This window comes from Dysgonomonas sp. ZJ279, from assembly GCF_011039205.1.
Taxonomy (GTDB): domain Bacteria; phylum Bacteroidota; class Bacteroidia; order Bacteroidales; family Dysgonomonadaceae; genus Dysgonomonas.
The window spans coordinates 24,612-48,173 of sequence record NZ_JAAKEL010000010.1 but is presented as its reverse complement, the minus strand read 5'-3'; the positions used below and the strand labels follow the sequence as shown (position 1 = coordinate 48,173).

The following is a 23,562-nucleotide window of genomic DNA, read 5'->3' as shown; positions in this document are numbered from 1 at the left end:
AGTGCAAAGCACTATTGAAAATAAAGCCATAAACATAACATTAAACAATGCAGATGGGTTCTTGTATGAACTTATCTGCTTTTTTGCATTATTATGAAATCATTTTATCTAGGAAATATTGAAATAAAACTGCCTGTTATTCAAGGAGGAATGGGAGTTGGTGTCTCTCTCTCGGGTCTGGCTTCAGCTGTGGCCAACGAGGGTGGAATAGGTGTTATATCATGTGCCGGTTTAGGATTGATATATCATAAATCTCAAGGAAATTATCTCGAAAATTGTATTTGGGGTCTGAAGGAAGAATTACGTAAAGCCAGAGAAAAAAGTAATGGGATTATTGGAGTCAACATTATGGTTGCTCTAACCAATTATGTGGATATGGTAAAAACATCGATAGCCGAAGGAGTGGATGTTATTTTTGCAGGAGCAGGCCTTCCATTCGATCTGCCCTCATATCAGACTCCAGGTAGTAAAACAAAGCTGGTACCGATTGTTTCATCGTCGAGGGCTGCCAAGATACTTTGCGACAAATGGAAAAATAATTTTAACTATCTGCCTGATGCCATTGTAGTAGAAGGTCCAAAAGCCGGAGGGCATTTAGGTTTTAAATTAGAACAGATTGATGATGAAAAGTTTTCACTGGAGCAATTAGTACCTGAAGTTTTAGAAGTTGTAGCTCAATATAAAGATGAGAAGGTTATACCTGTTATTGCAGCGGGTGGCATATCATCTGGATACGACATGTATCGTTTTATCGAAATGGGTGCAGCCGGCGTACAGATGGGAACAATATTTGTTACTACCGAAGAATGCGATGCCGTCACCGAATTTAAAAAGATATTTATTGATGCAGAACAAGGGGATCTGCAGATAATACAAAGCCCTGTCGGTATGCCGGGTAGAGCTATTACTGGTGATTTCATTAAGAGTGTAGAAAAAGGGCTGGAAGTACCTAAGAGTTGTCCGTTTCATTGTATTAAAACCTGCGATTATAGCAAAAGTCCTTATTGTATTATACAAGTTCTTTATCAGGCAGCGAGAGGCAATATGAAAAAAGGATATGCCTTTGCTGGAATAAATGCGCATTTAGCGAAAAAAATAATAAGTGTAAAAGAAACTATAGCTACTTTGCAAGCCGAATTTTCATTGGCGAAGCAAGGAGCGTTGTAAGAAAAACAAGAAGCAATATTCTTCATCCGAAAATGAAGAATATTGCTTTCTATAAAAGATAATAAAATGGGGCTAAGTTTTAGGTCAATTTGCTAGGGACTTGTTTAATCACCCATTTTTTCAATCCTCCAATCAGATATAGTAGCCCTATTATTAAAGCTCCCGATGAGTTTATACTTTCGAGTAAAGGGGGCGTATCTGTAATTATTATTTCCACGACACCCGCTACTGCTCTGAGTATATATATTGCAGCAATCGCAAATACAGCTACTTTTAATAAAGGTAGTTTTCTTATCTTCCCATCGGCAGACAATCCATATAGTCCAAATACGAAAAATCCTCCTGAAACTGTTACTGTAAGTATATACGGCAATAAAGGATGTATCTGAGATAGTTCATTTATTTCTTTGCTTAAACCATATATTTCAAAGACTTTCATTAACCATATTAATGCGATTAAATGCCCTGCTGCTAATATGAAATTTAAAGTACTCCCAATTTTGAACATGATTTTTCAGTTTTTAATTAATTATTACTAACTGATTGCAAATATAAATCTAAGGTTAGAGTTATTGATTGAAAATAAAGCCATAAATTTGTCCAAACACGACAAGCGATATTTATTATGTATATAGCAGCTGGGTTATTTAATATTTTCTTGAAACAATTTGAAGATATCCAAATTGATATTTCTAAAATATTTTCTGAGTTTGCAACAGATCTTAAAATATTGGATAATCCGATTGCTAAAATAGATGCCAATATATTCGGTCGATATATGGAACAGATTGTTGCCAAGAAAAATAATCAACGAATTGGATTGGAAATCGGCTTTATTATTCCGTTTACCTTAACTGGTACAATTTTCAATTTATATCATAACAGAGCTACGGTCGGCGATATATTCGAAGACTTGGATTTATTAGATCCTACAGAGAATGATATAATTCACTATACGACAAAAACAGAAGGTGACCTATTCTATTATGAAATATCTATTAGTCAAGAATTTGTAGATAAATATCCTGTTGCTTCCAGACAATGGTACGAGATGCAATATGGTATCTCACTTCAATATAGCTATAGTTTTACGGGAAGATACCTATACCCTGTTTCAGCTCATTCTGTTTATAAAAAAGAGGGCAAAATGGATAAATTAGAAAAATATCTGAATTGTCCTGTCGAATTTGGACAGAATAAATTGGCCTTAATTTTTAACAAATCTGTTCTCGATCTACCTGTAATAACAGCAAGTAGAGATTTCTTGCCGATTTTTGAAAACTTCATAGCTGAGATACAAGATAGTAAACTTAATAATGTACTGTCGGGAGCTGTTCGAAGATATCTTTTACATAGTATCTCAACAATTAATCTGGATTTGAAATTACTTGCTGAACGGTTCAATATGAGTGAACGTAATATTCAGCGAAAACTAAAGTTAGAAGGGACTTCCTATCAACTTATTCTTAATGATCTTCGTATAGAATTATCTCGAAAATATCTAAAGGAGAAGATTTCTTTAACAGAGATTACTTTTCTTTTGGGTTTCGAAAGTCAAAGCGCTTTCAATAAGTTTTTCAAGAAACATTTCGGCTGTACACCAAGCCAATATATGAGTAAACTCAGTTCTTAGAACTGAGTTTACTATTTCGAAACAAGGTGTCTTTATTATTTGTTAGACTCGTTGACGATCTCTTTCAATATATTTGTTCCGTTTATTGCTGCCGGAAAACCTGCATATACTGACATTAGTATCATGATCTCTTTAATTTCTTCTGCTGTCAATCCGATATTTAGGCCTGCATTCATGTGAAACTTTAGTTGTGATGGTGCATTTCCTAATGTTGTCAATGCCGAAATGCTTGCTATCTGACGATATCTTTTGTCTAAACTTTCTCTGGAGTATATATCCCCATATCCATACTCAATAATAAATCTCGCTAGATCGGGGGAGAAGTCTCCGTAAGCATCTTGTATAACTTGTTCTTGATTCTTATCGAGAATCGCCAGATATTTCGAACCTAAATTATATCTGTCTGTTTCATTATTTGATAATATTTCTATTCCTTCTTCGTCAAGAATCCCATTGTTTTTTCGCTCTTGCAGCACTTCTTTCAATGTGTTCATTGCATTGATAGTTCTGGGGAACCCAAGGTAACCAGTAAGATGTAGTATTAATTCTTTTACTTCAATAATCGAACTGCCTGTATTTAAAGCACCATTCAGATGTACTTTCAATTGAGGTATTGCGCCTTGAGCAATAAGAGAAGATACAACCGCTATTTCTTTCGATTTATTATCTAATCTGTTCAAATTGTATACATCACCAAAAGAATATTCTATGATGAATTTGCTTAACTCCGGAGAAATATCTTTCAATCCGTTTACAACATTTTCACCTGCTTCTCCGTCAATTTCCATCAATTTGTTCCAACCACGCTCATAACGTTCCGATTTCTCCATTTGTCCGTAAGAATTTAGTACCGACAATAGTGTCAGTATAATTAATAATATCTGTTTCATATCTATCTTTATTTTTGTTTGAACAAAGGTAGATGCTTACGATACTAATGTTAGAGGACTTTTAAATGTGTTTTCGGTACTTTCTTAGAAAGTTAGTTGGAGATAAAGTGGTTTTTTTCTTGAAAATTCGTGCAAAGTACGATGAATCTTCAATGCCAATTTGATTTGATATCTCATTAATATTTTGATCAGAGTATATCAGCAGGCGCTTAGCTTCTGTTATCTTAAGATCTAGTGAATATTGTTTTGCAGATACTCCTGAAATCTGTTTCGAAAGGATATTAAGTTCATCTGCTGATATGGCTAGTTTTCGCGCATAATCTTCTATCGACTGATTCTTATTGAGATTATTCAATATAGATAGTTTGAATTTTTTAAATATCGGATTTGCTGTAACTGAGATGGTATTATTTTCTTTTGCGTAGAGCTTAATCTGCTTATAGAGGTATTGTATATCAATTCTGATCTCGTTATGGATTTCATATTCTGAAATAAGCTTTTTAAAAACGGGCTCAAGAAATAGTTTTGTAGCATTGTCTAAATCTATGTAAGGGAATTGAAAATCTATATTTAATTCGGTACCTAGCGTAGTATCAACAATTAAGATATATCCCTCACTATTTTCAGAATAGTCCCAATTATGTACTTGCTTCGGATTCACAAGGAATATTCTGTTTGGTTTTATAACATATTCTTGAAAATCTATAACATAAAAACCCGAACCGTGGGTAAACCAAACCAATGAATAAAACGAATGACGGTGTGGCCATTCAACATCAGTATCTTCTGTATCCTCAAAAGTTCCTGCGTAATATGGAATATGTTGGGACGGTACAGCTAACAGATCGGATATAGAATATTCTTGTAACACTTAATAGATATATGCTAGTATTTTGCCACTTATTTGAATCAGAGATATTTCGCAGAGTTTAGTATTATATTGGGCTTCAACAAGACGGTCTTCGGCCTCTAGTAAACTATTCTGAGCTTCGCGCAATTCTATCCCCGATAAATCTCCGAGTTTATAACGTTCAAGGGCAATTCCGTAATTGTCATGAGCCGTCTGAAGATTTTCCTGTTCAAGATTTGTCAGTTCCATATTATTCTGGTACGCCATCCATATATTAGAAAGATCTGTTCGTAGAGATAATTCTAACTGTTGGTATTCCAGTATTTTATTCTCAACTTCAATTTTGGCATTTTTCTTTTTTCGTTCACGATTGAAACCGTCAAAAATATTGAAACCGACCGTAAAGCCGTAATTAAATCCCAGATTTCGCTGTCGATTATAGTTTCCTACATCATACATGTTTTGGGTATATCCATAACCGGCATTAAGTCTAAGATAAGGATAGTATTGGCTTTGTATCGATTTGAGATCGAGAACACTAATGTTTTTATCTCTTTCGTATAATTGGAGGAATACATTTGATGCTTGCAGGTTATGCCAAATATCATCTTTATTAAGTAGCGGATTGAACTCAATGATCGAATCAGGAACAAGTAGAGGTTGTTCTACATTGTCCATTGCCATCAATTGATTGATATGCACCCGAGATTTAAATATAACTTCATGTTGTTTGATCAGCATAGAACTATCAGCATTGAAATCGACCTTAGCTTGTTGCATTTCAAGTCGTGAACCGGCACCAATAGTATAACGGGCTTCAACAATCCGAAGCCGCTCTTTCGATAATTTGACTGCATATCTAAGATTGCTCAGTCTTATATTCTGTTGAATATAATTGTAGTATTCTCCTGTAATATTTAAAATGAAATTCTCAATAGCGAGACGTGTATTCAATTCTCCTGTTTTTTGCAGTTCTTTCAGCTTACCATAATTCGCCTGAATATTAAATCCGTCAAAAACCATCCAGTCCATATTAACTCCGGCATTCAGAGCTTGATTATGCACCCCATTGTTTTTACTTATTTCCCCCGATGTAGTTCGTTGTTCGGTATCATTTATAGTTCCCGAATAACCGCTGATCAAATTGAGGTAAGGTAAATAACCGGCATTACCCCGGGTTAGGTTATTATTCGCTATTTCTTCATCATTGCGGGTTATTCTTATTTCATAATTGCGATCAAGTCCTATTTCTATGCAACGTTTAAGGTCGAAGACTTCTTGTGCGGCAATATAGTATGGTAGTGTAAAGAATAATATAATGATGTAATACTTTTTCATAATTATGTAGTTTGGGGTTATCAAACATCAGATGTTTTCTTCCGTTTTCTTAGGTTTTTTATCTCTGTCCGTCGATATATATAAATACATACAAGGAACAATGAATACAGTGAGGAATGTAGACACTAGCATACCACCAATCACGGCTACACCCATTGCTATACGTCCGTTCGAACCCTCTGCACTGGCGAGAACCAGTGGTAGTAAACCAAGTATTGTAGCAAAACTGGTCATGAGGATAGGTCGTAAACGTTGCACCGATGCTCCTTGAATAGCTTCAAGTCTGGTCATTCCCGATTCTTGCCGTTGGTTGGCAAATTCAACGATCAGAATTCCATTTTTGGCTACCAGCCCGATAAGCATAATAATACCGATCTGACTAAATATATTCATCGTTATATCGAAAATATACATAAATAAGAGTGCTCCGGCAATCGCCAAAGGTACGGTAAGCATTATTACAAATGGGTCTTTGAAACTTTCGAATTGGGCAGCTAATATAAGGAATATAAGAACAATCGCTAATAAGAATGCAAACATCAGACTCGAAGAGCTTTCGCGGAAATCTTTAGAGTCTCCGGCTAATGCTGTACGGAAACTTTCGTCCAATGTTTCTTTAGCTATACGATCCATCTCGTCGAGGCCTGCTCCAATAGTTACACCCGGTGCAAGTCCCGAAGATACGGTTGCTGAATTGAAACGGTTGTATCTATAAAGTTGTGGAGGGGCAACACTCTCTTCAAGTTCGACAAGGTTATCTAGCTGAATCATATCTCCATTCAGATTTTTGAGATATATCGATTTTAAATCTAATGGTGTATTTCGTTGCTGGCGGTTTATCTCTCCTAATATCTGGTATTGTTTACCATTCATATAAAAGTATCCCATACGCTGACCACTGAGGGCGTATTGCAGCGTCTGTCCAATATCACGTGTACTTACACCGAGTAAAGCGGCTTTATCTCTATCGATCTTAATTCGTGTCTCGGGTTTTGTAAACTTGAGGTTTACATCTGCCATTTGAAACATCGGGCTTTCATTTACCTTTTGCATGAACAGAGGGATAAATTCTTCCAGCTTAGCAATGTTAGGGGCTTGTAACACATATTGGATAGGCATACTGCTTCTTCGTCCGCCGAATGTAGATTGTTGTTGGACGAAAGCTCTGGCCTCAGTTTCTTTACGAAGGATGGGAGCAAGGGCATCAGCTATTTGCATCTGACTTCGTTCGCGATCTCCGATATTGGGTAAAACAACTGTGATATTACCGCCACCACTTCTGGCCCGTACGATGTTAGATTCTCGTTCGGGTGCGATCGAGTCTACTACCTGAGCAATTTTCTCGGTATAGTCTCTGTAAAATTCGTATGTTGCCCCTTCCGGACCACTAACCCTGATCGATACTTGGGAACGGTCTTCTAAAGGAGCCATTTCAGAGGGAATATTTTTACCAAGATAACCGATTGCAATAATGGTTATTAATATAATCGGCCAAACAACTATTTTATGTCTTAAGAAAAATTGTAATGCTTTGCTGTATCCATAATTAAGTCCTTTGAAGAAAGGATCGGTTTTTCTGTAAAACCACCCCGGTTTATCGTTTCTCTTTAATAGCTTAGTTGCTAACATTGGTGTAAAGGTTAAGGCAACAAAGGACGATATGAGTACTGATCCTGCTATTACGATACTGAACTCACGGAACAAACGCCCAGTCATTCCTTCGAGGAATACGATAGGGAAAAATACAGCTACGAGTGTGATTGTGGTAGACACCACGGCGAAAAATATTTCTTTGGATCCTTCTATACCCGCTTGCAGAGGAGCCATACCATCTTCTATTTTCAGATAGATATTCTCCGTGACCACAATGGCGTCATCAACTACCAGTCCTACAGCCAAGACGACGGCAAGCATCGACAATACATTGATGGAGAATCCGGCAACGTACATTACGAAGAATGCTCCGATTAATGATATAGGGATAACGACGCATGGTACTAACGTAACACGCCAATCGCGTAGAAAGACAAATATAATTAGTACAACGAGTAAGAATGCTATATAAATAGTTTCTTCCACTTCATATATCGATGTTCTGATAAATTTTGTATTATCGAAAGCAATGCCCAATTGTACATCATCGGGTAAATCTTTCTTCATTTGCTCGATTCGGATCATTGTTTCGTCCGATATTTCGATCTGATTGGCACCCGGTTGAGGTATAATAACGGTTGTAACCATTGGTATACCATTTTTGCGCATAATGTTTCTTGGGTTTTCGGTACCTAACTCGGCTGTTCCAATGTCCCCAAAGCGCACGACATTGTAATTGTCTTCCTTTATAACCAGATTGTTAAACTCTTCGGGAGTCTCCATCAAACCAAGTGTGCGGATCGATAATTCTATCCTGTCACCTTCTATACTTCCTGATGGTAATTCTACGTTTTCTTTGTCAATGGCATTTTTTACATCCATCGGTGTGATGCCATAAGATGCCATTTTTACAGGGTCTAGCCACAAACGCATAGAGTAGCGGTGTTGTCCCCACAATTCAACAGCACTAACATTTGGAATCGTTTGAAGACGTTCTTTGATTGTTAGCTCGGCAATCTCACTTAACTCGAGCAATGAGCGTTTTTCGCTTTGAACTGTAATCTGTATAATTGGATTGGCATCGGCATCAGCCTTCGATACTGTTGGAGGGTCGCAGTCGCGAGGGAGGTATCTTTGTGCCCGTGAGACTTTGTCTCGAACATCATTGGCAGCGGTTTCGAGATCAACACTTAATTCGAACTCAACAGTGATATTACTCGATCCCTGACTACTGCTACTGACAAGCGAGCGTATACCGGGAATCCCGTTGATATTTTGTTCAAGAGGTTCTGTTATCTGGCTTTCGATAATTTCGGCATTAGCCCCCGGATAAGATACACTTACCGTAATAATAGGATTGTCGATGTTAGGATATTCACGTACTCCCAGATAGGTATAGCCAATCATCCCCAATATGAAGATAATCAATACTAATACAGTGGATAGTACAGGGCGTCGTATGCTTAATTCGGAGATTGTCATAGTTAATTTATATTGTCGAGTGTGACAGGTATTCCATCACGCAATTGCATAACACCACTTATCAATAATGTATCTCCAAGACTTAATCCGTCCAGTATTTGTACAGACGAAGCTGTTCTCATACCTTTCTTTACAGTTACTTGTCGTGCTACACCATCCTTGTATATATAAGCAATATCACGCCCCATTTCGGCTATTGTAGCGAGACTTGGCACAACAAGCGTATTTCTGATCTGTTGAAGTTTGATTTCAATATTAGCCGAATGACCGGGTTTAAGTCTTCCTCCCGGGTTTTGATAGATTGCACGGGCTTTAAGCGTAAGTGTTTGCCTGTCTAAGTTAGACTCGATAGCGTATACATTTGCCTGATATTTGTTTAAATCATTATCTAAAGAAAATGTGAGAACTGTTCCCGGTTTTATTTCATTAGCTTGTCTTTCATTCACCGAAAATTCAATTTTGAGAGGAGAAACTTTTGTTAGCTTCGAGATTATTGTAGTGGGAGATACATAAGTACCTTCGCTAATGAAGCGTAGACCAATAATTCCACTAAAAGGTGCTCTTAATTCAGTCTGAGCTATTTTCGATCGAACCAGTTCTATATCGGCATTCAGTTTTCCTAATTCAGTATTTACCGATTCATAGGCTTCCTGACTTACAGCGTCTTTTTCCAATAGGGATTTTTGACGAAAAACACGATCCTCAGCCAATGGTTTCTGTGCTTCCAGCTTTTTCAATTCGGCTTGTAGAAGTTGATCGTTTACTTTAGCCAGCAGATCTCCTTTATTAACAATGGTTCCTTCTTTGAAATAGATATTCGTGATCTTACCGGAAGTTTCAAAAGATAAATCGACTTCTTCGTCAGGCATCAGTATCCCTTTTGTTCTGAAAATGTCATCCAGATTTTCGTATTTTAATACCTGTGCATTTACATTCAGCGACCGTTGTTCTCGGTTTCCATTGCTTATTGGTATTTCTAGTTTTCCATCTTTAATTGGAAGCATGTTTTTTATATTCGGATAAAAAGCCATTCCGGCAATTATCAGTACAATAACTATTATCAGTACTATTTTCGCCTTTTTATTCATAGATGCAATTCATGGATGTGTATATTATAGATAACTGTATAACTAACGTAAGTGGTTAGACATAATAAATTGTAAAAGGTTTAATCTGAAAAATAAATAATATTTAAAGTTAATAATATTATATTGAGCTTTCTAAAATATGAAAAGATTTTCGGCCGTAGAAATATATGTAGATTTATTGCTTCATACATGATATGTAATAACAAAGGAGGATAATATATCCTCCTTTGTCAATCAATCTAATTTCATTTGCATCATTTTTTTCCAACCATGTCTTCTACACGATCTTTCAAATATTCTGCTTCATTTTTTGCAACGTCTGCTACATTTTTCAGATTTCTCTTCGATTTACTGAGGAATTTGTCAGTGCAGTCGCAGATGCAGTCAAATTGTCCATCATCTTGTAGTTTTCTGATTGCATATCCAACTACCGCACCAACTGCTAAACCTAATAATACTCTTTTCATAATAATATAATTTTATTGTAAATACTGTTTCAATATTGCAGATGAATAGGTGAATAAGGATCGCGTGGTAGGAAGAGTCGCAAAACCATTCAATAAGCCAAAATCATGGATTACACCATTGTAGCGTATAGTTGTTACTTCTACTCCGGCTTCGTCCAGTTTGCGTCCAAGAGCTTCTCCTTCGTCTCTCAAAATGTCATTTTCTGCTACCTGAATAAGGGTAGGAGGCAGACCTTTTAACTCATTGAGGGACGCTTGCAAGGGTGCAACATAAATTTCTTTACGTTGTTTCGGATCTGTGGTATACTGATCGAACATCCATTTCATTAACGAAGTAGAGAGGAATCTTTGTTCTGCATAAATTTTATAAGAATCCGTATTGAAGGACGAATCTGCGACTGGCCACAATAGAATCTGGAGCTTAATATGCGGCCCTTTGTTCTTTTTAGCCAACAAACTGGTTGCTATTGCCATATTTCCACCTACACTATTGCCTACCAAAGCCAAATTCTTTCCATCCACATTAATTTCGCTACCATGTTCTGCAACCCACTTTGTAGCTGCATATATCTCATTGATAGCTTGCGGATATTTTGCTTCGGGAGAAGGTGTATAATTAACAAATACAGCTGCATAACCCGATTCAACGACTAAATCGCGAACCATACGTTTGTGCGTATCATAGTCGCCCAGTATCCATCCACCTCCATGTATAAAAATAAAAACAGGTAGTTTCTCTTTTATACCTTTTGGTCGGACGATATTCAACTTAACAGGATAATCTTTATCATTAATTATCTTTTCTGATTCCTCAATTCCCGATAAGTCGACTTTCACCCCTTTTTGTACTGTAACCAATACATTACGGGCGTCTTCTTTTGATAATGCTTCAACCGGACCTCCCGAGTTTAGCACTTTCAAGTACTCTTTGACTGCCGGACTTAGGTGCGGATCTTTCAAGTAATCGGGTGCTTTTTGAACATTCTCTCCCATGATATTATATTTTAAATTGGAATTTGAAGCTCTACTTGTTTCGCATCATTCCTTTTTACTGTTACAGCGGCAGTACCTTTAACGCCTTCTGTGTCACCAATAGTATAAAATACAGCAAAATAGAGTGATGTCTGAGATTCAAGAATATTTAATTCGGTAAAATTAAGTTTGAATGTCGCTACGCCGTTTTCATCAGTTACAACCTGTCTATCAGCATTGGCACTTTCTGTATTATCGTCAATAGCTTTATCTTTATACATATAAACTGTTGTACCTTTTTGAGGAGTTCCCAATAAATTCTTTACTGTAACTTGTACATTTGCTCCTAATGCAGGAGCTTCATCATCATCGCTGCTACATGAAGCGAAAGCGAGCATTGTCAAAATTGATATGCTTAAAAATAGTAACTTTTTCATAAATCTAAATTTAATTGAGCCAACAATCTTGTTTAATGTGGTTGGTTGGCATTTCCCGCAAAGACTACAATTTAAAATACAATAGAATGTACTAAATATAGTCGCTTAGTTATAAAACGCACCGGAGTTGTATATAGTTCCTGTTTTTAAGAAATATACAGTATTATCTAACAATTTTTATGGAAAAGCTTTTTCTATTTTAAAATATTAGGATTTTGTTTTGTTTAGTCAATTACGAATACTATTGTTGATTCTAACTCCACCCAATCGTACATAAACTTGGCATGAGATGTGGCATTTCGAACACACATGTGCGAACGGGGAGTTGTTCCCAGCGACGAACTAAATTCTATCTGTTTGGTATGTGGCACATTTACGGGAACACCATGCAGGTAGCCACCATTGGTAAAGCGACTGGCATAGGGTGCATACCCTCCTGTTTCCTTCGATCCATCTGCCAGATAAACCATCTTTACCTTCTTTTCTTGTACGACAAACATACCAAGAGGTGTCTCTTGGGCATAAGGAGGATTATGCAGCCCTGTGGTTGCAGGGTTCATACTTCTTACGACCCATTTTGAATCTTCTTTGTCAAGGGTCATAATATTTTGATTAGTGCGATCGACAATAATAGCTTTTTTGAATGTGACTGTATCTCTGATAACCTTAATATATTTTTGTGGCACAAGCCATTCTCCTGTAAAATCTACAGTTGCTATTTTGGTGAAATTAGAACTGTCTTTAATAATCTTTACAAGCGCCCCATCCCTGCCATAGCGGAGTGGAGTAATTGAGTCATTTGGCAAGTATAGTGGTATACCTTGATATCGTTCTACCCCCAGTGTATCGGATATACGTTTATATTCGTCTCGTTTATAAGTTTTCACAAGAGGTGCTTCGCCGTTTTTATTCTTGTAATTTTCCAGAATAGCCCATGTAGCTGGAGTTTGTTGTATAGAATCAAGTAAAGCCAAACGTTTGCGTATCTTATCCCATTGAAACATACGTGTTGTATCTTTATAAGGATAACTGTCTTCTAGTGTATACTGATCATACAGAAAAGCTTTTTCTATTTTTATGTCTTCCGGGTTAATAGAGATTGGCTTTGAGTCTTCCGCTGCCAACGAGTCTGTAGTAGTACTATTACTTACAGGGTCTTTTTCTTTATTCTGAGAACAGTGACTAAAAAAGAATATGCTAATAAATAGAAGAACAGGGATTATTTTATTTCTCATTTGATGTTAATGTATTTATATCTTAAACGAAAAAGTTATGTTATTGTTCCCTAAAAAGCGGATTAAATGTTAAATTGAATAGATATTGATAGCAACAGCCTTCATCATTTGGTTTGTAATTCTTTTCTATTTTATCCTATATAAAATTCCATTATATTTATGTAATTTGCACCCGTCTTATTCAACCTGTGTAAAATATTGATAATGTATTGAATAAGTACTATTTATCTAGAATATGTAATAACCTTTTATTTAATGCTTAAAAACACATTGTGGACAAATGTTAACAAAAAATACTTTTGAGAATGATTCTTCATTGTGGGATAGTTTCCTTAAGGGAGATGATGATGCATACAGCTATATTTATAAAAAATACTCTAAAAAATTATTTATTCAGGGCTTACAATTTACTGCCGACAGAGAATTGATAAAAGATTGTATTCATGATGTATTTGTGAGAATATACCACAATAGAAACAATCTAAGTTCTACAAATAATATTAAACTGTACTTGTTTGTGGCATTGAAAAATAGCCTCTTGAATGCTTTTAAACTGCAAAAAAAATATACTGATTCTATTGATGATCTGGAAACTGAAGATTTTCTTATAGAAACTGAAGATACTATCGAAGAACAATTGATAAATAAAGAAACTGAAAACCACCTTAAATATAAAGTAACTCATCTGCTTTCTACTTTGACTTCCCGTCAGAAAGAGGCTGTTCATTACCGTTTTATAGAGTCAATGAGTATAGATGAAATATGCATCCTAATGGATATGAATTATCAATCGGTACAAAATCTTCTTCAGAGATCTTTAAAAAAAATAAAAGATTCTTTGATAATTGTTGAAAAAAGTGAGTATAAATAGCAATAATGATTGTTTCCTTATATATAGAACGATATGCAAAATATGCCAGAAGAACATTTAAATAGAGATTATACCCAATATACATTCGATGATTTTTTACAGGATGATTTTTTTATATCCTCTATAAAAAATCCGACAGAAGAGTCTTTAGAGTTTTGGTGTAAACTTGAAGAAACTTGTCAAGTAAATGTAGTGGAGTATAATTTAGCTAAAGAATTTCTTTGCTCAATGGAGTTAGAAGATTCCATGTCGGATACCGAGGAACTCGAACTATGGGATAGGATAGTTACTTCTAACCAAATGATTAATAAGAAAAGAAACAAACGAAGACAACTTGCCTTCGTTGTCGGCATAGCTGCATGTATTGCTATAGTTGTATTTAGCTTGCCATATATAACCGATAAATCTTATACTGAATCAAGCGATATACTGAATTATGCAGCGGAAAATCGTGTGGAAAATATTCAAACGGAAATCCAACTAATATTATCTAAGGAAAAGACAATTCAGCTAACCGAAGAATCTGATATAGCTTACGACTCCACTGAAATAAAAGTTTCAGAAAAAGGAATTTCTAAAAATGAATCAGCTGCATTTAATCAGCTTTTAGTCCCTAGAGGTAGAAGATCAAAGCTAACATTGGCCGACGGAACAAAAATGTATGTAAACTCGGGTACACGAGTTGTTTATCCGATTGAGTTTGCAGGAGAAAAGAGAGAGATTTATGTAGATGGAGAAATATTCATAGAGGTTCATCCGGATTCTAAACGTCCGTTTATAGTGAGAACAAGCAATATTGATGTACAGGTTCTAGGAACTAAATTTAATGTTATGGCTTACGAATCAGACAAAAATAAGCAAGTTGTACTAGCAAGTGGGTCAGTCAAAATATTAGCTAGAAATAATGCTAAAGATACATTTCTATCCCCGACACAAATGTATGAGTATAGTAATGGAAAAGAACATGTGGAAACCGTAGATGTTCAGAGGCATACTTCTTGGATAAAGGGTCTTTATTATTTTGATGGTGAAAAACTAGAAGTAATTATAGCACGTCTTTCGAGATATTATGGTGTGGAAATTAACTATGAGAGTGAAATTGCAAATCTAAAATGTTCGGGAAAATTAGATATGAAAGATAATTTGGCCGATGTCTTAAACGGGCTGGCCTTTACCTTACCAATAAAAGTAGAGTATAATAATGAAAGTTATAATCTAATAAAAACCTCTATGTAAAACCTAAAATAAATACACTGCCTATGAAGAACACGTGAAATTTAAGTGCTGAAAAGATCGGGCGACATCGCCAAACACCACCCGATCAAGATTCAGAAGTTAAAAATGTATATGTCTAACCTTTAAATCATTACAAATGTATGATAAATATCAATAGATTTAGCATAAAATGTGCTAATACTAGGAGACTATTTAAAATTTTGAGGGTAATATTTTTTACCTTTTTTATCAGTATTAGTGCATGTTATGCCAGTAACAGTTATGCTCAAAATGCTCTTCTTACACTAGAAATAAAAAATAAACCAATAAAAGAAATCTTTAGCGAAATAGAAAAGAATAGCGAATATGTATTCTTTTACTATGATGAAATTTTAGATGGAAACAAAAAAGTCTCTGTTTCTATCCATAATGAACCTGTAAATAAGGTTCTGGACGAAGTTTTCAAAGATACAGACAACACATACCGTATATCTGACAAGCAGATATTCGTATCGAGAAGAGCCTCGGTTAGTGTTAATAACATAGAACAACAGAAGGATCGCCTTTCTATCAGAGGAAATGTTACAGACAAAAAAGGAGAACCACTTATCGGGGTATCTATCGTGTTGAAAAGTGATCCTAAAGTAGGTACTATAACAGATATTGATGGTAATTATTCAATTTTGGTTCCTGATAGATTTGCTGTTCTCCAATATAAATATATAGGTTTTATACAAAGAGACGAAGAGGTCGGTAATCGAAAGATTATTAATATTGTTCTCGAAGAAGACATTGGTCAGCTCGAAGAAGTGGTTGTAGTAGGTTATGGTTCCCAGAAAAAAGCATCGGTAGTAGGTGCTATATCGACTATGGAACCATCTAAACTACAAACGGGAACTACTCGTTCATTAAGTAACAACTTAGCTGGAAACGTCGGTGGGATTATTGGAGCCCAACGCTCGGGTGAGCCCGGTAACGATCATTCCGATTATTGGATACGTGGTATAAGTACCTTTGTTGGAGGAAATGCCCGTAAACCATTGGTATTAATTGACGGTGTAGAGCGTTCGTTAGACAATATTGATGTAGAAGAAATAGAAAGTTTCTCGGTATTGAAAGATGCTTCCGCCACAGCTGTTTATGGTGTGCGTGGAGCCAACGGAGTAATTCTAATTACTACAAAACGTGGGAAAGCAGGGCGAACAAATGTGAGAGTAAATGTCGAACACGGAATTACAGAACCTGTGCAGGTGCCGGAGTTTTTAGGTGCAGCCGATTATATGCAACTATTAAACGATATTAGTACGCAGAATGGTGGTAATGTCATGTTCGATCCACGAAGGATTGAGAATACCAGACTTGGTGTAGACCCGGATCTTTATCCGGATGTGAATTGGCTCAAAGCTATATCGAACGACCGTGGATCTAATACACGTGCATCTGTCGATATATCGGGTGGTACTGAACGCCTTCGCTATGCATTTGTTACTGCCTATTATCACGAAAATGGTATGCTAAAAAGAGATGAAGAGCAGGAATGGAATTCATCGCTAAGACTGGATAGGTATAATGTGCGCTCAAATGTAGATCTTGATGTGACATCTACGACTCTCTTGAGAGTTAATATGGGTGGTTATTTACAAAAAAGGGTTTCTCCACCAAGTAGCATTGACGACTTGTTCAAAGATGCTTTCCGTACTCCACCCTTTGTGCACCCAACCCGCTATTCGTCGGGTCAGATACCAAAAGTTCCTGAGCAGACAAATCCTTGGGCTATTGCAACGCAGAGAGGTTATGAACGCGACTCTCAAAGTAAACTGGAGACGCTAATATCTGTTGATCAGGATTTGAAAGATATCTTGCCCGGACTGAGGGCAAAAGTTACTTTTGCATTCGACAACTTTTCACGCAATGGAGTTAAACGATCTAAAGATCCTGATTATTATGCTGTTGCAACGGGTCGAGATCCCGAGACAGGAGCATTACAGACAATTATCACTTCTTACGGGCAAGAATTTCTAGGTCAGGAACAAATAAAACATTGGGGCGATAATAGTACATATCTGGAAGGTAATATTACTTATAACCGCACCTTTGCTTCTAAACATGCAGTGGATGCACTCCTTCTTTATAATCAAAGAGATTATGATAATGGCGACAAATTGCCTTATAGAAATCAAGGGTTTGCAGGCCGTCTTTCTTATACGCTAAGTGGAAGATATATTGCAGAGTTTAACTTTGGTTATAACGGATCTGAGAATTTTGCTAAAGGACAACGCTACGGTTTTTTTCCTTCAATAGCTGCGGGTTGGATTATGTCGGAAGAACCTTTTATGCGTCCGTTAAATAAAACATTTTCCAAAATAAAGTTCAGAATATCGCATGGATTAGTCGGAAATGATCAACTTGACGGGCGACGTTTTGCATATATAACAACCATCAGTGATGGAGGTGGAAATGATGGTTATTATTGGGGAAATTTTGCAGATTTCCACCGGAATGGTAAATGGGAAGGAGATATAGGAGTACCCGGATTAACATGGGAAACTGTGACAAAAACCAATCTGGGGCTGGAGCTTGGTTTATGGAATATGCTCGAATTGCAAGTTGACTATTTTGATGAAAAACGTCGTGATATTTTTATGCAACGCAAGAACTTCCCTAACTCAGCAGGTTTTGCAAAATTGCCTTGGGCTAACTTTGGAAAAGTAGATAACAAAGGTATTGATTTGACACTGGATGTAAATAAACGAATTAACAAAGATTGGTTTATTTCGGTGAGAGGTACGCTGACTTATGCTAAAAATAAGATTATAGAACAAGACGAAGATATGGGAGTAATTGGTACAAACCGATCTTCTACAGGATTGCCCGTAGGACAAATATTCGGTCTGATAGCTGAAGGGCTTTTTACTGAACAAGATTTCGCTGATGTAGCGGAAGGCCAATTAGCAGAAGGTATTCCTGTTCATACTTTTGGCCCGGTGCGTCCGGGAGATATAAAATATCGGGATGTAAATGGTGACGGAGTAGTAGATTCGAAAGACAGATCTCCGATAGGAGGAACTGTTGATCCTCAGTTGATATATGGATTTGGATTAAATATGAATTATAAGAATCTCGACTTTGGATTCTTATTTCAAGGCAGCGGAAAAACTTACCGGACAATTGGTCGTGGTGCTTTCTTTTTACCGGGTTCTACGCAAGGGGCAACAGGAAACATATATTCTAATGCTTATGATCGTTGGACACCTGAAAATCCGAGTCAGGACGCATTCTATCCAAGATTATCGATAGGAAGTAATGCCAATAATTCTCAAGAGTCTTCGTGGTGGCTGAGAGATATGAGTATGATGAGACTCAAGAACTTAGAGGTTGGATACTCTTTCCCCAGAAAAATGCTACGTAAAGCAGCGATGCAAAATGCCAGAATATTTGCACGAGGAACAAATCTATTTTGTCTTTCTGATTTTAAACTGTGGGATCCCGAATTAAATACACCTGATGATAATGGTTTGAGATATTCTATAATGCGATCATATTCAATAGGATTGCAAGTGAGTTTTTAATAAAATAAGATGTTGAAACTATGAAATATAATATATTAACGTATTTATTGATTGTAATACTCCCTGTTTTCACGGGTGCTTGTTCCGATTACCTCGACAAGTCGCCCGATGATGAACTAACCCTTGAAATGGTTTTTAGGGACAAGACGAGGACTGAAGACTGGTTGGCCGGTGTATATTCAAAAATACCGAATCCTTATCTGGAAAAGGTGAAACATGTCGATGCTCTGGCGGATGATTATTCTCCATCTAAAGGGTGGGAAACATACGGCTGGGATTGTATCTCAAAAGCACAAGGAAACTGGAGTTCATCGAGTAGCTGGGGGGCTGGCTATTGGGGTGATTTTCCTCCTAAGATAAGAGCAGCTTATATCTTTATTAACAATGTAAAGGCTAATCCGCAACAATTGGTAACAGAGCAGGAGGTTACTTATATGAAAGCCGAATGCCGTTTTTTGATAGCATATTACTATTATATAATGGTTACTAATTACGGAGCTATTCCGTTGCAAACATGGCTGTCTGACTTCGATTCATCATCGGAAGAGTTGATGATAGGGCAAACTCCGTTCGATGAAGTAATTGCCTGGATCGATAACGAATTGCAAGAGGTTGCTAAAATACTACCTCCTTATTACACCGATTCTCGTAAATATGGACGGGTTACATCAGTTATGTGTATGGCGGTAAGAGCTCGCATGCTTCTTTTTGCTGCAAGTCCGTTGGTTAATGGAAATCCTTATTATAAAGGATATGAGAATAATAAAGGAGTTGAAATATTTAATACGACCAGAGATGATCAAAAATGGGTAAAGGCAACTACAGCATGTAAAGAACTTATTGATTTTGCTCATGCTAATGGTCATCAGTTATACTATGAATATAATGATGATGGCTCGATCGATCCTTTTTTGTCGTATCAGAATATGTCATTCAAAAGATACGATGAGGGAAATAAAGAGATTTTATTTGGTCGCCCTAGCACAGGTGAAGGTGGTTCAAATAATAATGAGTCTTATGATTACGATAAGCATGCACAGCCTAGAGGTACAGGAGGCAACGGTGGTTTAGGTGTTTCTCAGGAATTAGTGGATGCCTTCTTCATGGCAAATGGGCAAAGCCCTATAACTGGTTATAATGGGGACGGAAGCCCAATTATAAATTCAGCTTCAGGCTATAGTGAAAGTGGTTTTTCTGAAGCTAACGATGTGAGGAAAACAAAGTGGATAGAATCGAAGGGAGATATTGCGAATGTAGTAAATCCTGTTACACTCGAAGGAACATATAACATGTATTGTAATCGCGAACCACGTTTCTATGTTTCGGTTTTATATAATGGAAGCTGGTTCAGGAGAGATAATCGTGAGACTAAGTTTTACATGAACGATGTAGACGGAGGTCCTACACACGATGCCCCTCAGAACGGGTATTTAGTGAGAAAGCGTGTACACCCGAATCATGATCCTCGAAATAATATCAGACCTTATCGTCCCGGAATCCTTTATCGCTTGGGAGAAGCATATCTTAATTATGCTGAAGCGTTGAACGAATCGAATCCTGCAAATCGAGCTGAAATTTTGTTATATCTGAACAAAATCAGAGAAAGAGGCGGCATACCTATTTATGGCGGTGGAGTGGGTGAAATTCCTGTACCGGCTAATCAGGATGATATGCGCGAAGCAATCCGTCGCGAGCGCCGTGTAGAATTAAACTGTGAGTTTTCTATCAGGTACGATGATTTGCGGAGATGGATGATTGGGGAGAGTACGCTTAACAGAACATTCTATGGGATGAATTATGAAGGAACAGAAAAGAGCGATGATAAAAGTAATTCAAAAGCATTTTTTACAAGAAAACCATATTTGAAACGTGTTTTTACAAAGAAGAATTACTGGGCTCCGATTCATCAGAATCAGATTGATAAAAATCCGAATCTAAGACAACTTCCCGGATTTTGATTATGGCTAAACAATTGAAGAATGATATCATAACGGATTTGTCTAATAGTCATTTTCCATACCAATCATTCAAATTAATTACACAGAAATATAATATATATGAGAGCAATTTATAAAATAATTTTCATTTTTTTATTGGCTGTATTTTCAATTGCTTGTAGCGATGATGACAATAATGATGGTCCAGTCGATGCTTTAGTTTTGAAATCATCGAATGATACCATTGTTTTGGATGAAGATAAAGCAGATGAAATAGCAGTTACTTTCTCTTGGAACAAAGGCATAGATAGAGGGCCTGAAAATACAATTGTCTATATTTTCAGACTGGATATATATGGTGCAGATTTCGAAACATCAACCGACCCTATTGAAATCCCTGCCGATGGCGAGCGGGCTATAGTTTATACCAATAAAGAATTAAATGATTTATTAGTAAAAAAATGGGGATATTATCCGGGCGATGAGGTAATGCTTCAGGCAAGGGTTGTAGCAAAAGTTACAGGACCGAAGTTTATTTATCCAGAGATATCTGTTGTCGAAGTAGACGTTAAGAGCTATATTATTGCTCCTAAACCTTTATATTTGTTAGGGAGTGCGACTCAAGCAGGTCTAGATCCAAGTAAGGCTACTAAGATGACAGAAGCAGAGAATGGCGTATTTTACCACTGGAGAGGAAATTTGAAAACCGGTGGGTTCAAGTTTATAATGTCAACGAATAGTCTCTTACCATCTCTGAACAAAGGAACTGATGACGAAGCATTGGTAGAGAGACTTAGTGATAGCGATCTTGATAACATGTTTACAATAGAGCGCGAAGGGCTTTATGCAATTGCTCTATTTAGAGAAGAATTGAAAATTATTTACCACTATGTACCTTATCCGACTCTCTATATGATAGGCAATGCCACATCTGCCGAATGGAGTATCGATAAAGCGCTTGAGATGCAATGGGATCCTGCTAATCCGAATACTTTTATATTTGAAGGTGACTTAAAAGCCGGAGAATTAAAATTACCGACCTTGAGAAGTTGGGATGATGATACATTCAGGCCACTGGTTGCCGATGGATCGATCAACGATACTAGATTGCAGGTTTATAAAGGAGGAGATGATCTTAAATGGAAAGTGAATGATGACGAAGCAGGGAAATATAAAATAACTGTGAATACTGAGAAAATGACAATAAAATTCGAAAAACAATAATTATTTACTCTTAATTTAAACAACGCTATCAGGTATGAACTGATAGCGTTGTTTCTTATAAAATTAGCCTCTTAAAACCAATAAGGCAATATTCAGATTCGAAAGTATTTTGCGAGAAACACTGGGGATAAAAATACGCCCTAATATATTGCGCTTACGCGTATTCAAAGCTACTATCTGTACATTCTCTTTTGCCAGAAATTCACTAACGCCGTTTAATGCATCAGGAGTATCTATCAATTTATAATCGAACTTCAAATTTGGATATAGTCCTGTGTAATAATCTCGCATTACTATTAATTCTGATTCTGCCCATTTCTCTTTTTCTTTAGCCCCTGAGTTGACATGGACTAATGAAATCCTGACATCATGAAACGGTTTTAATATTGAAACCATCGTATTAAAAGATGGGAAATCTGATTTTCTGTAATTAGAAAAGAAAGCGATGTGCTTAATTGTAGACACGTCATCAAAAGGTGAGTCTTGTGGTACAGCCAAAACAGGTACATTATTCATTTCTATAATATCAGCCGTAACATTTCCTAACACGCTAGCCTTATTCTGATGTTTTCCTTTTGTCCCTATTACTACTAATGTCGGATCATACTCTTCGATGAATTCGGAAATCTCATCTTCTACAATTCCTTCCCGAATAGAATAGGAATAGTTTATAGATGGGAATTCTTTCTTCATTATCCTACTATCTATATCGCAGCATAAATCGAGCATTTGTTTTCTCACTTTATCAAGAAGTCCTACATCATCTTTATCTTTTAATTGATCGGCGAAAGGAAAAGGCGATGGATAATATATTTTATAAAATACATGAAGGATTTTTACTTTAGCATTTAGATCTTTTGCGATGTTAAATGCTACCCGGCAAGCATTGAGTGAATAGTCGGAGAAATCGACCGCAACTAAAATGCGTTTTCTTCCATCGTCTATTTTAGAAATTTGCTGATCACTGTAGTCAAACGGTTTATTCTCTTCTACAATTTGCAGGGCTTTATTTAGATCAGAGTCTTTTATGCGCACAATTATCCCTGTTGAGGGGTTATTGTTTTCTTCTATCGTTTCAAGCAAGACTTCAATGCCGTTTTCTTCCAATAGATGTTTAAGAATCTGTGCTTTTGGAGTGGTATGTATTGCGAATGTTATCAAGTTGTTTTGCATCTCTCTCTATTTTAGTTTAATAATATATTTCATGTAAAATATTTGAAGTGAAAAATAAAGTATCCTACTTCGTTATCGAATAGTTGTTCTCTATTCTTAGATGTTAATTGCCAATGGCTTTCCATGTTAATGATTTGATTTTAACATGATCTTGCGATTATAAGTGTTACCCAAATTTACACAAAAATATAGGATAAGCAATGATTCTTTAGGACTAAAATATATCGTGATATTCTCTTTGGCATAAAAATTAACAATGCCTAATAATAGTTAAACGCAAAGCAAGTGATTTTCTCATTTCCTGTTTCCATTTTGCTAATTTTATGGTTTTTAATATATTATTACGACAGTGGAAGTTCGAAAATTCGAAACAATACAAGGCGACTGTTGTTTATATAACATAGCCTTTCCTTATTTTTTT

Annotated in this window: 18 protein-coding genes; 7 read left to right on the top strand and 11 right to left on the bottom strand. The window is 36.4% G+C overall.

Annotated features, from left to right (window positions below; all coding sequences use genetic code 11):
* The first annotated feature begins 93 nt into the window (after positions 1-93).
* The gene (locus G7Y57_RS11660) at positions 94-1,167 is read left to right on the top strand and encodes an NAD(P)H-dependent flavin oxidoreductase (protein ID WP_165024174.1); all 1,074 of its coding nucleotides are present in this window, start codon (positions 94-96) and stop codon (positions 1,165-1,167) included.
* Between the two features lie 79 nt (positions 1,168-1,246).
* On the opposite strand, the gene G7Y57_RS11655 is transcribed toward G7Y57_RS11660, so the two are convergent.
* Positions 1,247-1,675 (bottom strand): hypothetical protein, encoded by a 429-nt coding sequence (locus G7Y57_RS11655; protein WP_165024171.1) that lies wholly within the window; start codon positions 1,673-1,675, stop codon positions 1,247-1,249.
* A gap of 117 nt (positions 1,676-1,792) precedes the next feature.
* On the opposite strand from G7Y57_RS11655, the gene G7Y57_RS11650 reads away from it, so the two are divergent.
* Positions 1,793-2,800, top strand: a complete 1,008-nt coding sequence (locus G7Y57_RS11650) for a helix-turn-helix transcriptional regulator (protein WP_165024169.1) — start codon at positions 1,793-1,795, stop codon at positions 2,798-2,800.
* A 35-nt stretch (positions 2,801-2,835) separates the two neighbouring features.
* On the opposite strand, the gene G7Y57_RS11645 is transcribed toward G7Y57_RS11650, so the two are convergent.
* From G7Y57_RS11645 to G7Y57_RS11605, 9 genes are all read right to left on the bottom strand, one after another.
* On the bottom strand, positions 2,836-3,690 hold the full coding sequence (locus tag G7Y57_RS11645) for a carboxymuconolactone decarboxylase family protein (RefSeq protein ID WP_221412128.1): 855 nt from the start codon (positions 3,688-3,690) through the stop codon (positions 2,836-2,838).
* Positions 3,691-3,751: 61 nt separating this feature from the next.
* Positions 3,752-4,561, bottom strand: a complete 810-nt coding sequence (locus tag G7Y57_RS11640; protein ID WP_221412127.1) for a helix-turn-helix domain-containing protein — start codon at positions 4,559-4,561, stop codon at positions 3,752-3,754.
* Positions 4,562-5,878, bottom strand: a complete 1,317-nt coding sequence (locus G7Y57_RS11635; protein ID WP_165024166.1) for a TolC family protein — start codon at positions 5,876-5,878, stop codon at positions 4,562-4,564.
* Between the two features lie 27 nt (positions 5,879-5,905).
* A complete protein-coding gene (locus tag G7Y57_RS11630; protein ID WP_165024164.1) occupies positions 5,906-8,953 on the bottom strand; it encodes an efflux RND transporter permease subunit in 3,048 nt (1,015 codons plus the stop codon).
* A gap of 2 nt (positions 8,954-8,955) precedes the next feature.
* Entirely contained in the window at positions 8,956-10,041 is a 1,086-nt protein-coding gene (locus G7Y57_RS11625) for an efflux RND transporter periplasmic adaptor subunit (protein WP_165024161.1), read from the bottom strand.
* Between the two features lie 254 nt (positions 10,042-10,295).
* Positions 10,296-10,508: a hypothetical protein gene (locus G7Y57_RS11620; protein WP_165024159.1), complete on the bottom strand. Its 213-nt coding sequence runs from the start codon at positions 10,506-10,508 to the stop codon at positions 10,296-10,298.
* Between the two features lie 12 nt (positions 10,509-10,520).
* Entirely contained in the window at positions 10,521-11,501 is a 981-nt protein-coding gene (locus tag G7Y57_RS11615; RefSeq protein WP_165024156.1) for an alpha/beta hydrolase, read from the bottom strand.
* Positions 11,502-11,512: 11 nt separating this feature from the next.
* A complete protein-coding gene (locus G7Y57_RS11610; protein ID WP_165024154.1) occupies positions 11,513-11,917 on the bottom strand; it encodes a hypothetical protein in 405 nt (134 codons plus the stop codon).
* A 224-nt stretch (positions 11,918-12,141) separates the two neighbouring features.
* Positions 12,142-13,152, bottom strand: coding sequence for a L,D-transpeptidase (locus G7Y57_RS11605; RefSeq protein ID WP_165024152.1), 1,011 nt, complete (start codon positions 13,150-13,152; stop codon positions 12,142-12,144).
* A 280-nt stretch (positions 13,153-13,432) separates the two neighbouring features.
* Between G7Y57_RS11605 and G7Y57_RS11600 the strand changes: the two genes are divergently transcribed.
* The 5 genes from G7Y57_RS11600 to G7Y57_RS11580 all read left to right on the top strand — a co-directional run bounded on the left by G7Y57_RS11600 (position 13,433) and on the right by G7Y57_RS11580 (position 21,968).
* Positions 13,433-14,023 carry an RNA polymerase sigma factor gene (locus G7Y57_RS11600; RefSeq protein WP_165024150.1) on the top strand — a complete coding sequence of 197 codons (591 nt, stop codon included), beginning with the start codon at positions 13,433-13,435 and terminating at the stop codon, positions 14,021-14,023.
* Positions 14,024-14,065: 42 nt separating this feature from the next.
* Positions 14,066-15,259, top strand: coding sequence for a FecR family protein (locus G7Y57_RS11595; protein WP_165024147.1), 1,194 nt, complete (start codon positions 14,066-14,068; stop codon positions 15,257-15,259).
* 140 nt (positions 15,260-15,399) lie between these two features.
* Entirely contained in the window at positions 15,400-18,807 is a 3,408-nt protein-coding gene (locus G7Y57_RS11590) for a TonB-dependent receptor (protein WP_165024145.1), read from the top strand.
* Positions 18,808-18,827: 20 nt separating this feature from the next.
* Complete coding sequence (locus G7Y57_RS11585; protein ID WP_165024142.1) at positions 18,828-20,765, top strand: RagB/SusD family nutrient uptake outer membrane protein; 1,938 nt, start codon at positions 18,828-18,830, stop codon at positions 20,763-20,765.
* Between the two features lie 99 nt (positions 20,766-20,864).
* On the top strand, positions 20,865-21,968 hold the full coding sequence (locus G7Y57_RS11580; RefSeq protein WP_165024139.1) for a SusF/SusE family outer membrane protein: 1,104 nt from the start codon (positions 20,865-20,867) through the stop codon (positions 21,966-21,968).
* A gap of 63 nt (positions 21,969-22,031) precedes the next feature.
* Here the strand turns inward: G7Y57_RS11580 and G7Y57_RS11575 are convergent, their stop codons facing one another.
* On the bottom strand, positions 22,032-23,141 hold the full coding sequence (locus G7Y57_RS11575) for a universal stress protein (protein ID WP_165024137.1): 1,110 nt from the start codon (positions 23,139-23,141) through the stop codon (positions 22,032-22,034).
* Positions 23,142-23,562: the final 421 nt, after the last annotated feature.

Excerpts from the sequence above, each read along its gene's own strand:
- G7Y57_RS11625 (WP_165024161.1), bottom strand. The coding sequence starts at position 10,041 with ATGAATAAAAAGGCGAAAATAGTACTGATAATAGTTATTGTACTGATA.
- G7Y57_RS11645 (WP_221412128.1), bottom strand. The coding sequence starts at position 3,690 with ATGAAACAGATATTATTAATTATACTGACACTATTGTCGGTACTAAAT.
- G7Y57_RS11585 (WP_165024142.1), top strand. The coding sequence starts at position 18,828 with ATGAAATATAATATATTAACGTATTTATTGATTGTAATACTCCCTGTT.
- G7Y57_RS11655 (WP_165024171.1), bottom strand. The coding sequence starts at position 1,675 with ATGTTCAAAATTGGGAGTACTTTAAATTTCATATTAGCAGCAGGGCAT.
- G7Y57_RS11635 (WP_165024166.1), bottom strand. The coding sequence starts at position 5,878 with ATGAAAAAGTATTACATCATTATATTATTCTTTACACTACCATACTAT.
- G7Y57_RS11590 (WP_165024145.1), top strand. The coding sequence starts at position 15,400 with ATGATAAATATCAATAGATTTAGCATAAAATGTGCTAATACTAGGAGA.
- G7Y57_RS11610 (WP_165024154.1), bottom strand. The coding sequence starts at position 11,917 with ATGAAAAAGTTACTATTTTTAAGCATATCAATTTTGACAATGCTCGCT.
- G7Y57_RS11595 (WP_165024147.1), top strand. The coding sequence starts at position 14,066 with ATGCCAGAAGAACATTTAAATAGAGATTATACCCAATATACATTCGAT.
- G7Y57_RS11605 (WP_165024152.1), bottom strand. The coding sequence starts at position 13,152 with ATGAGAAATAAAATAATCCCTGTTCTTCTATTTATTAGCATATTCTTT.
- G7Y57_RS11660 (WP_165024174.1), top strand. The coding sequence starts at position 94 with ATGAAATCATTTTATCTAGGAAATATTGAAATAAAACTGCCTGTTATT.
- G7Y57_RS11620 (WP_165024159.1), bottom strand. The coding sequence starts at position 10,508 with ATGAAAAGAGTATTATTAGGTTTAGCAGTTGGTGCGGTAGTTGGATAT.
- G7Y57_RS11615 (WP_165024156.1), bottom strand. The coding sequence starts at position 11,501 with ATGGGAGAGAATGTTCAAAAAGCACCCGATTACTTGAAAGATCCGCAC.
- G7Y57_RS11580 (WP_165024139.1), top strand. The coding sequence starts at position 20,865 with ATGAGAGCAATTTATAAAATAATTTTCATTTTTTTATTGGCTGTATTT.
- G7Y57_RS11575 (WP_165024137.1), bottom strand. The coding sequence starts at position 23,141 with ATGCAAAACAACTTGATAACATTCGCAATACATACCACTCCAAAAGCA.
- G7Y57_RS11650 (WP_165024169.1), top strand. The coding sequence starts at position 1,793 with ATGTATATAGCAGCTGGGTTATTTAATATTTTCTTGAAACAATTTGAA.
- G7Y57_RS11630 (WP_165024164.1), bottom strand. The coding sequence starts at position 8,953 with ATGACAATCTCCGAATTAAGCATACGACGCCCTGTACTATCCACTGTA.
- G7Y57_RS11600 (WP_165024150.1), top strand. The coding sequence starts at position 13,433 with ATGTTAACAAAAAATACTTTTGAGAATGATTCTTCATTGTGGGATAGT.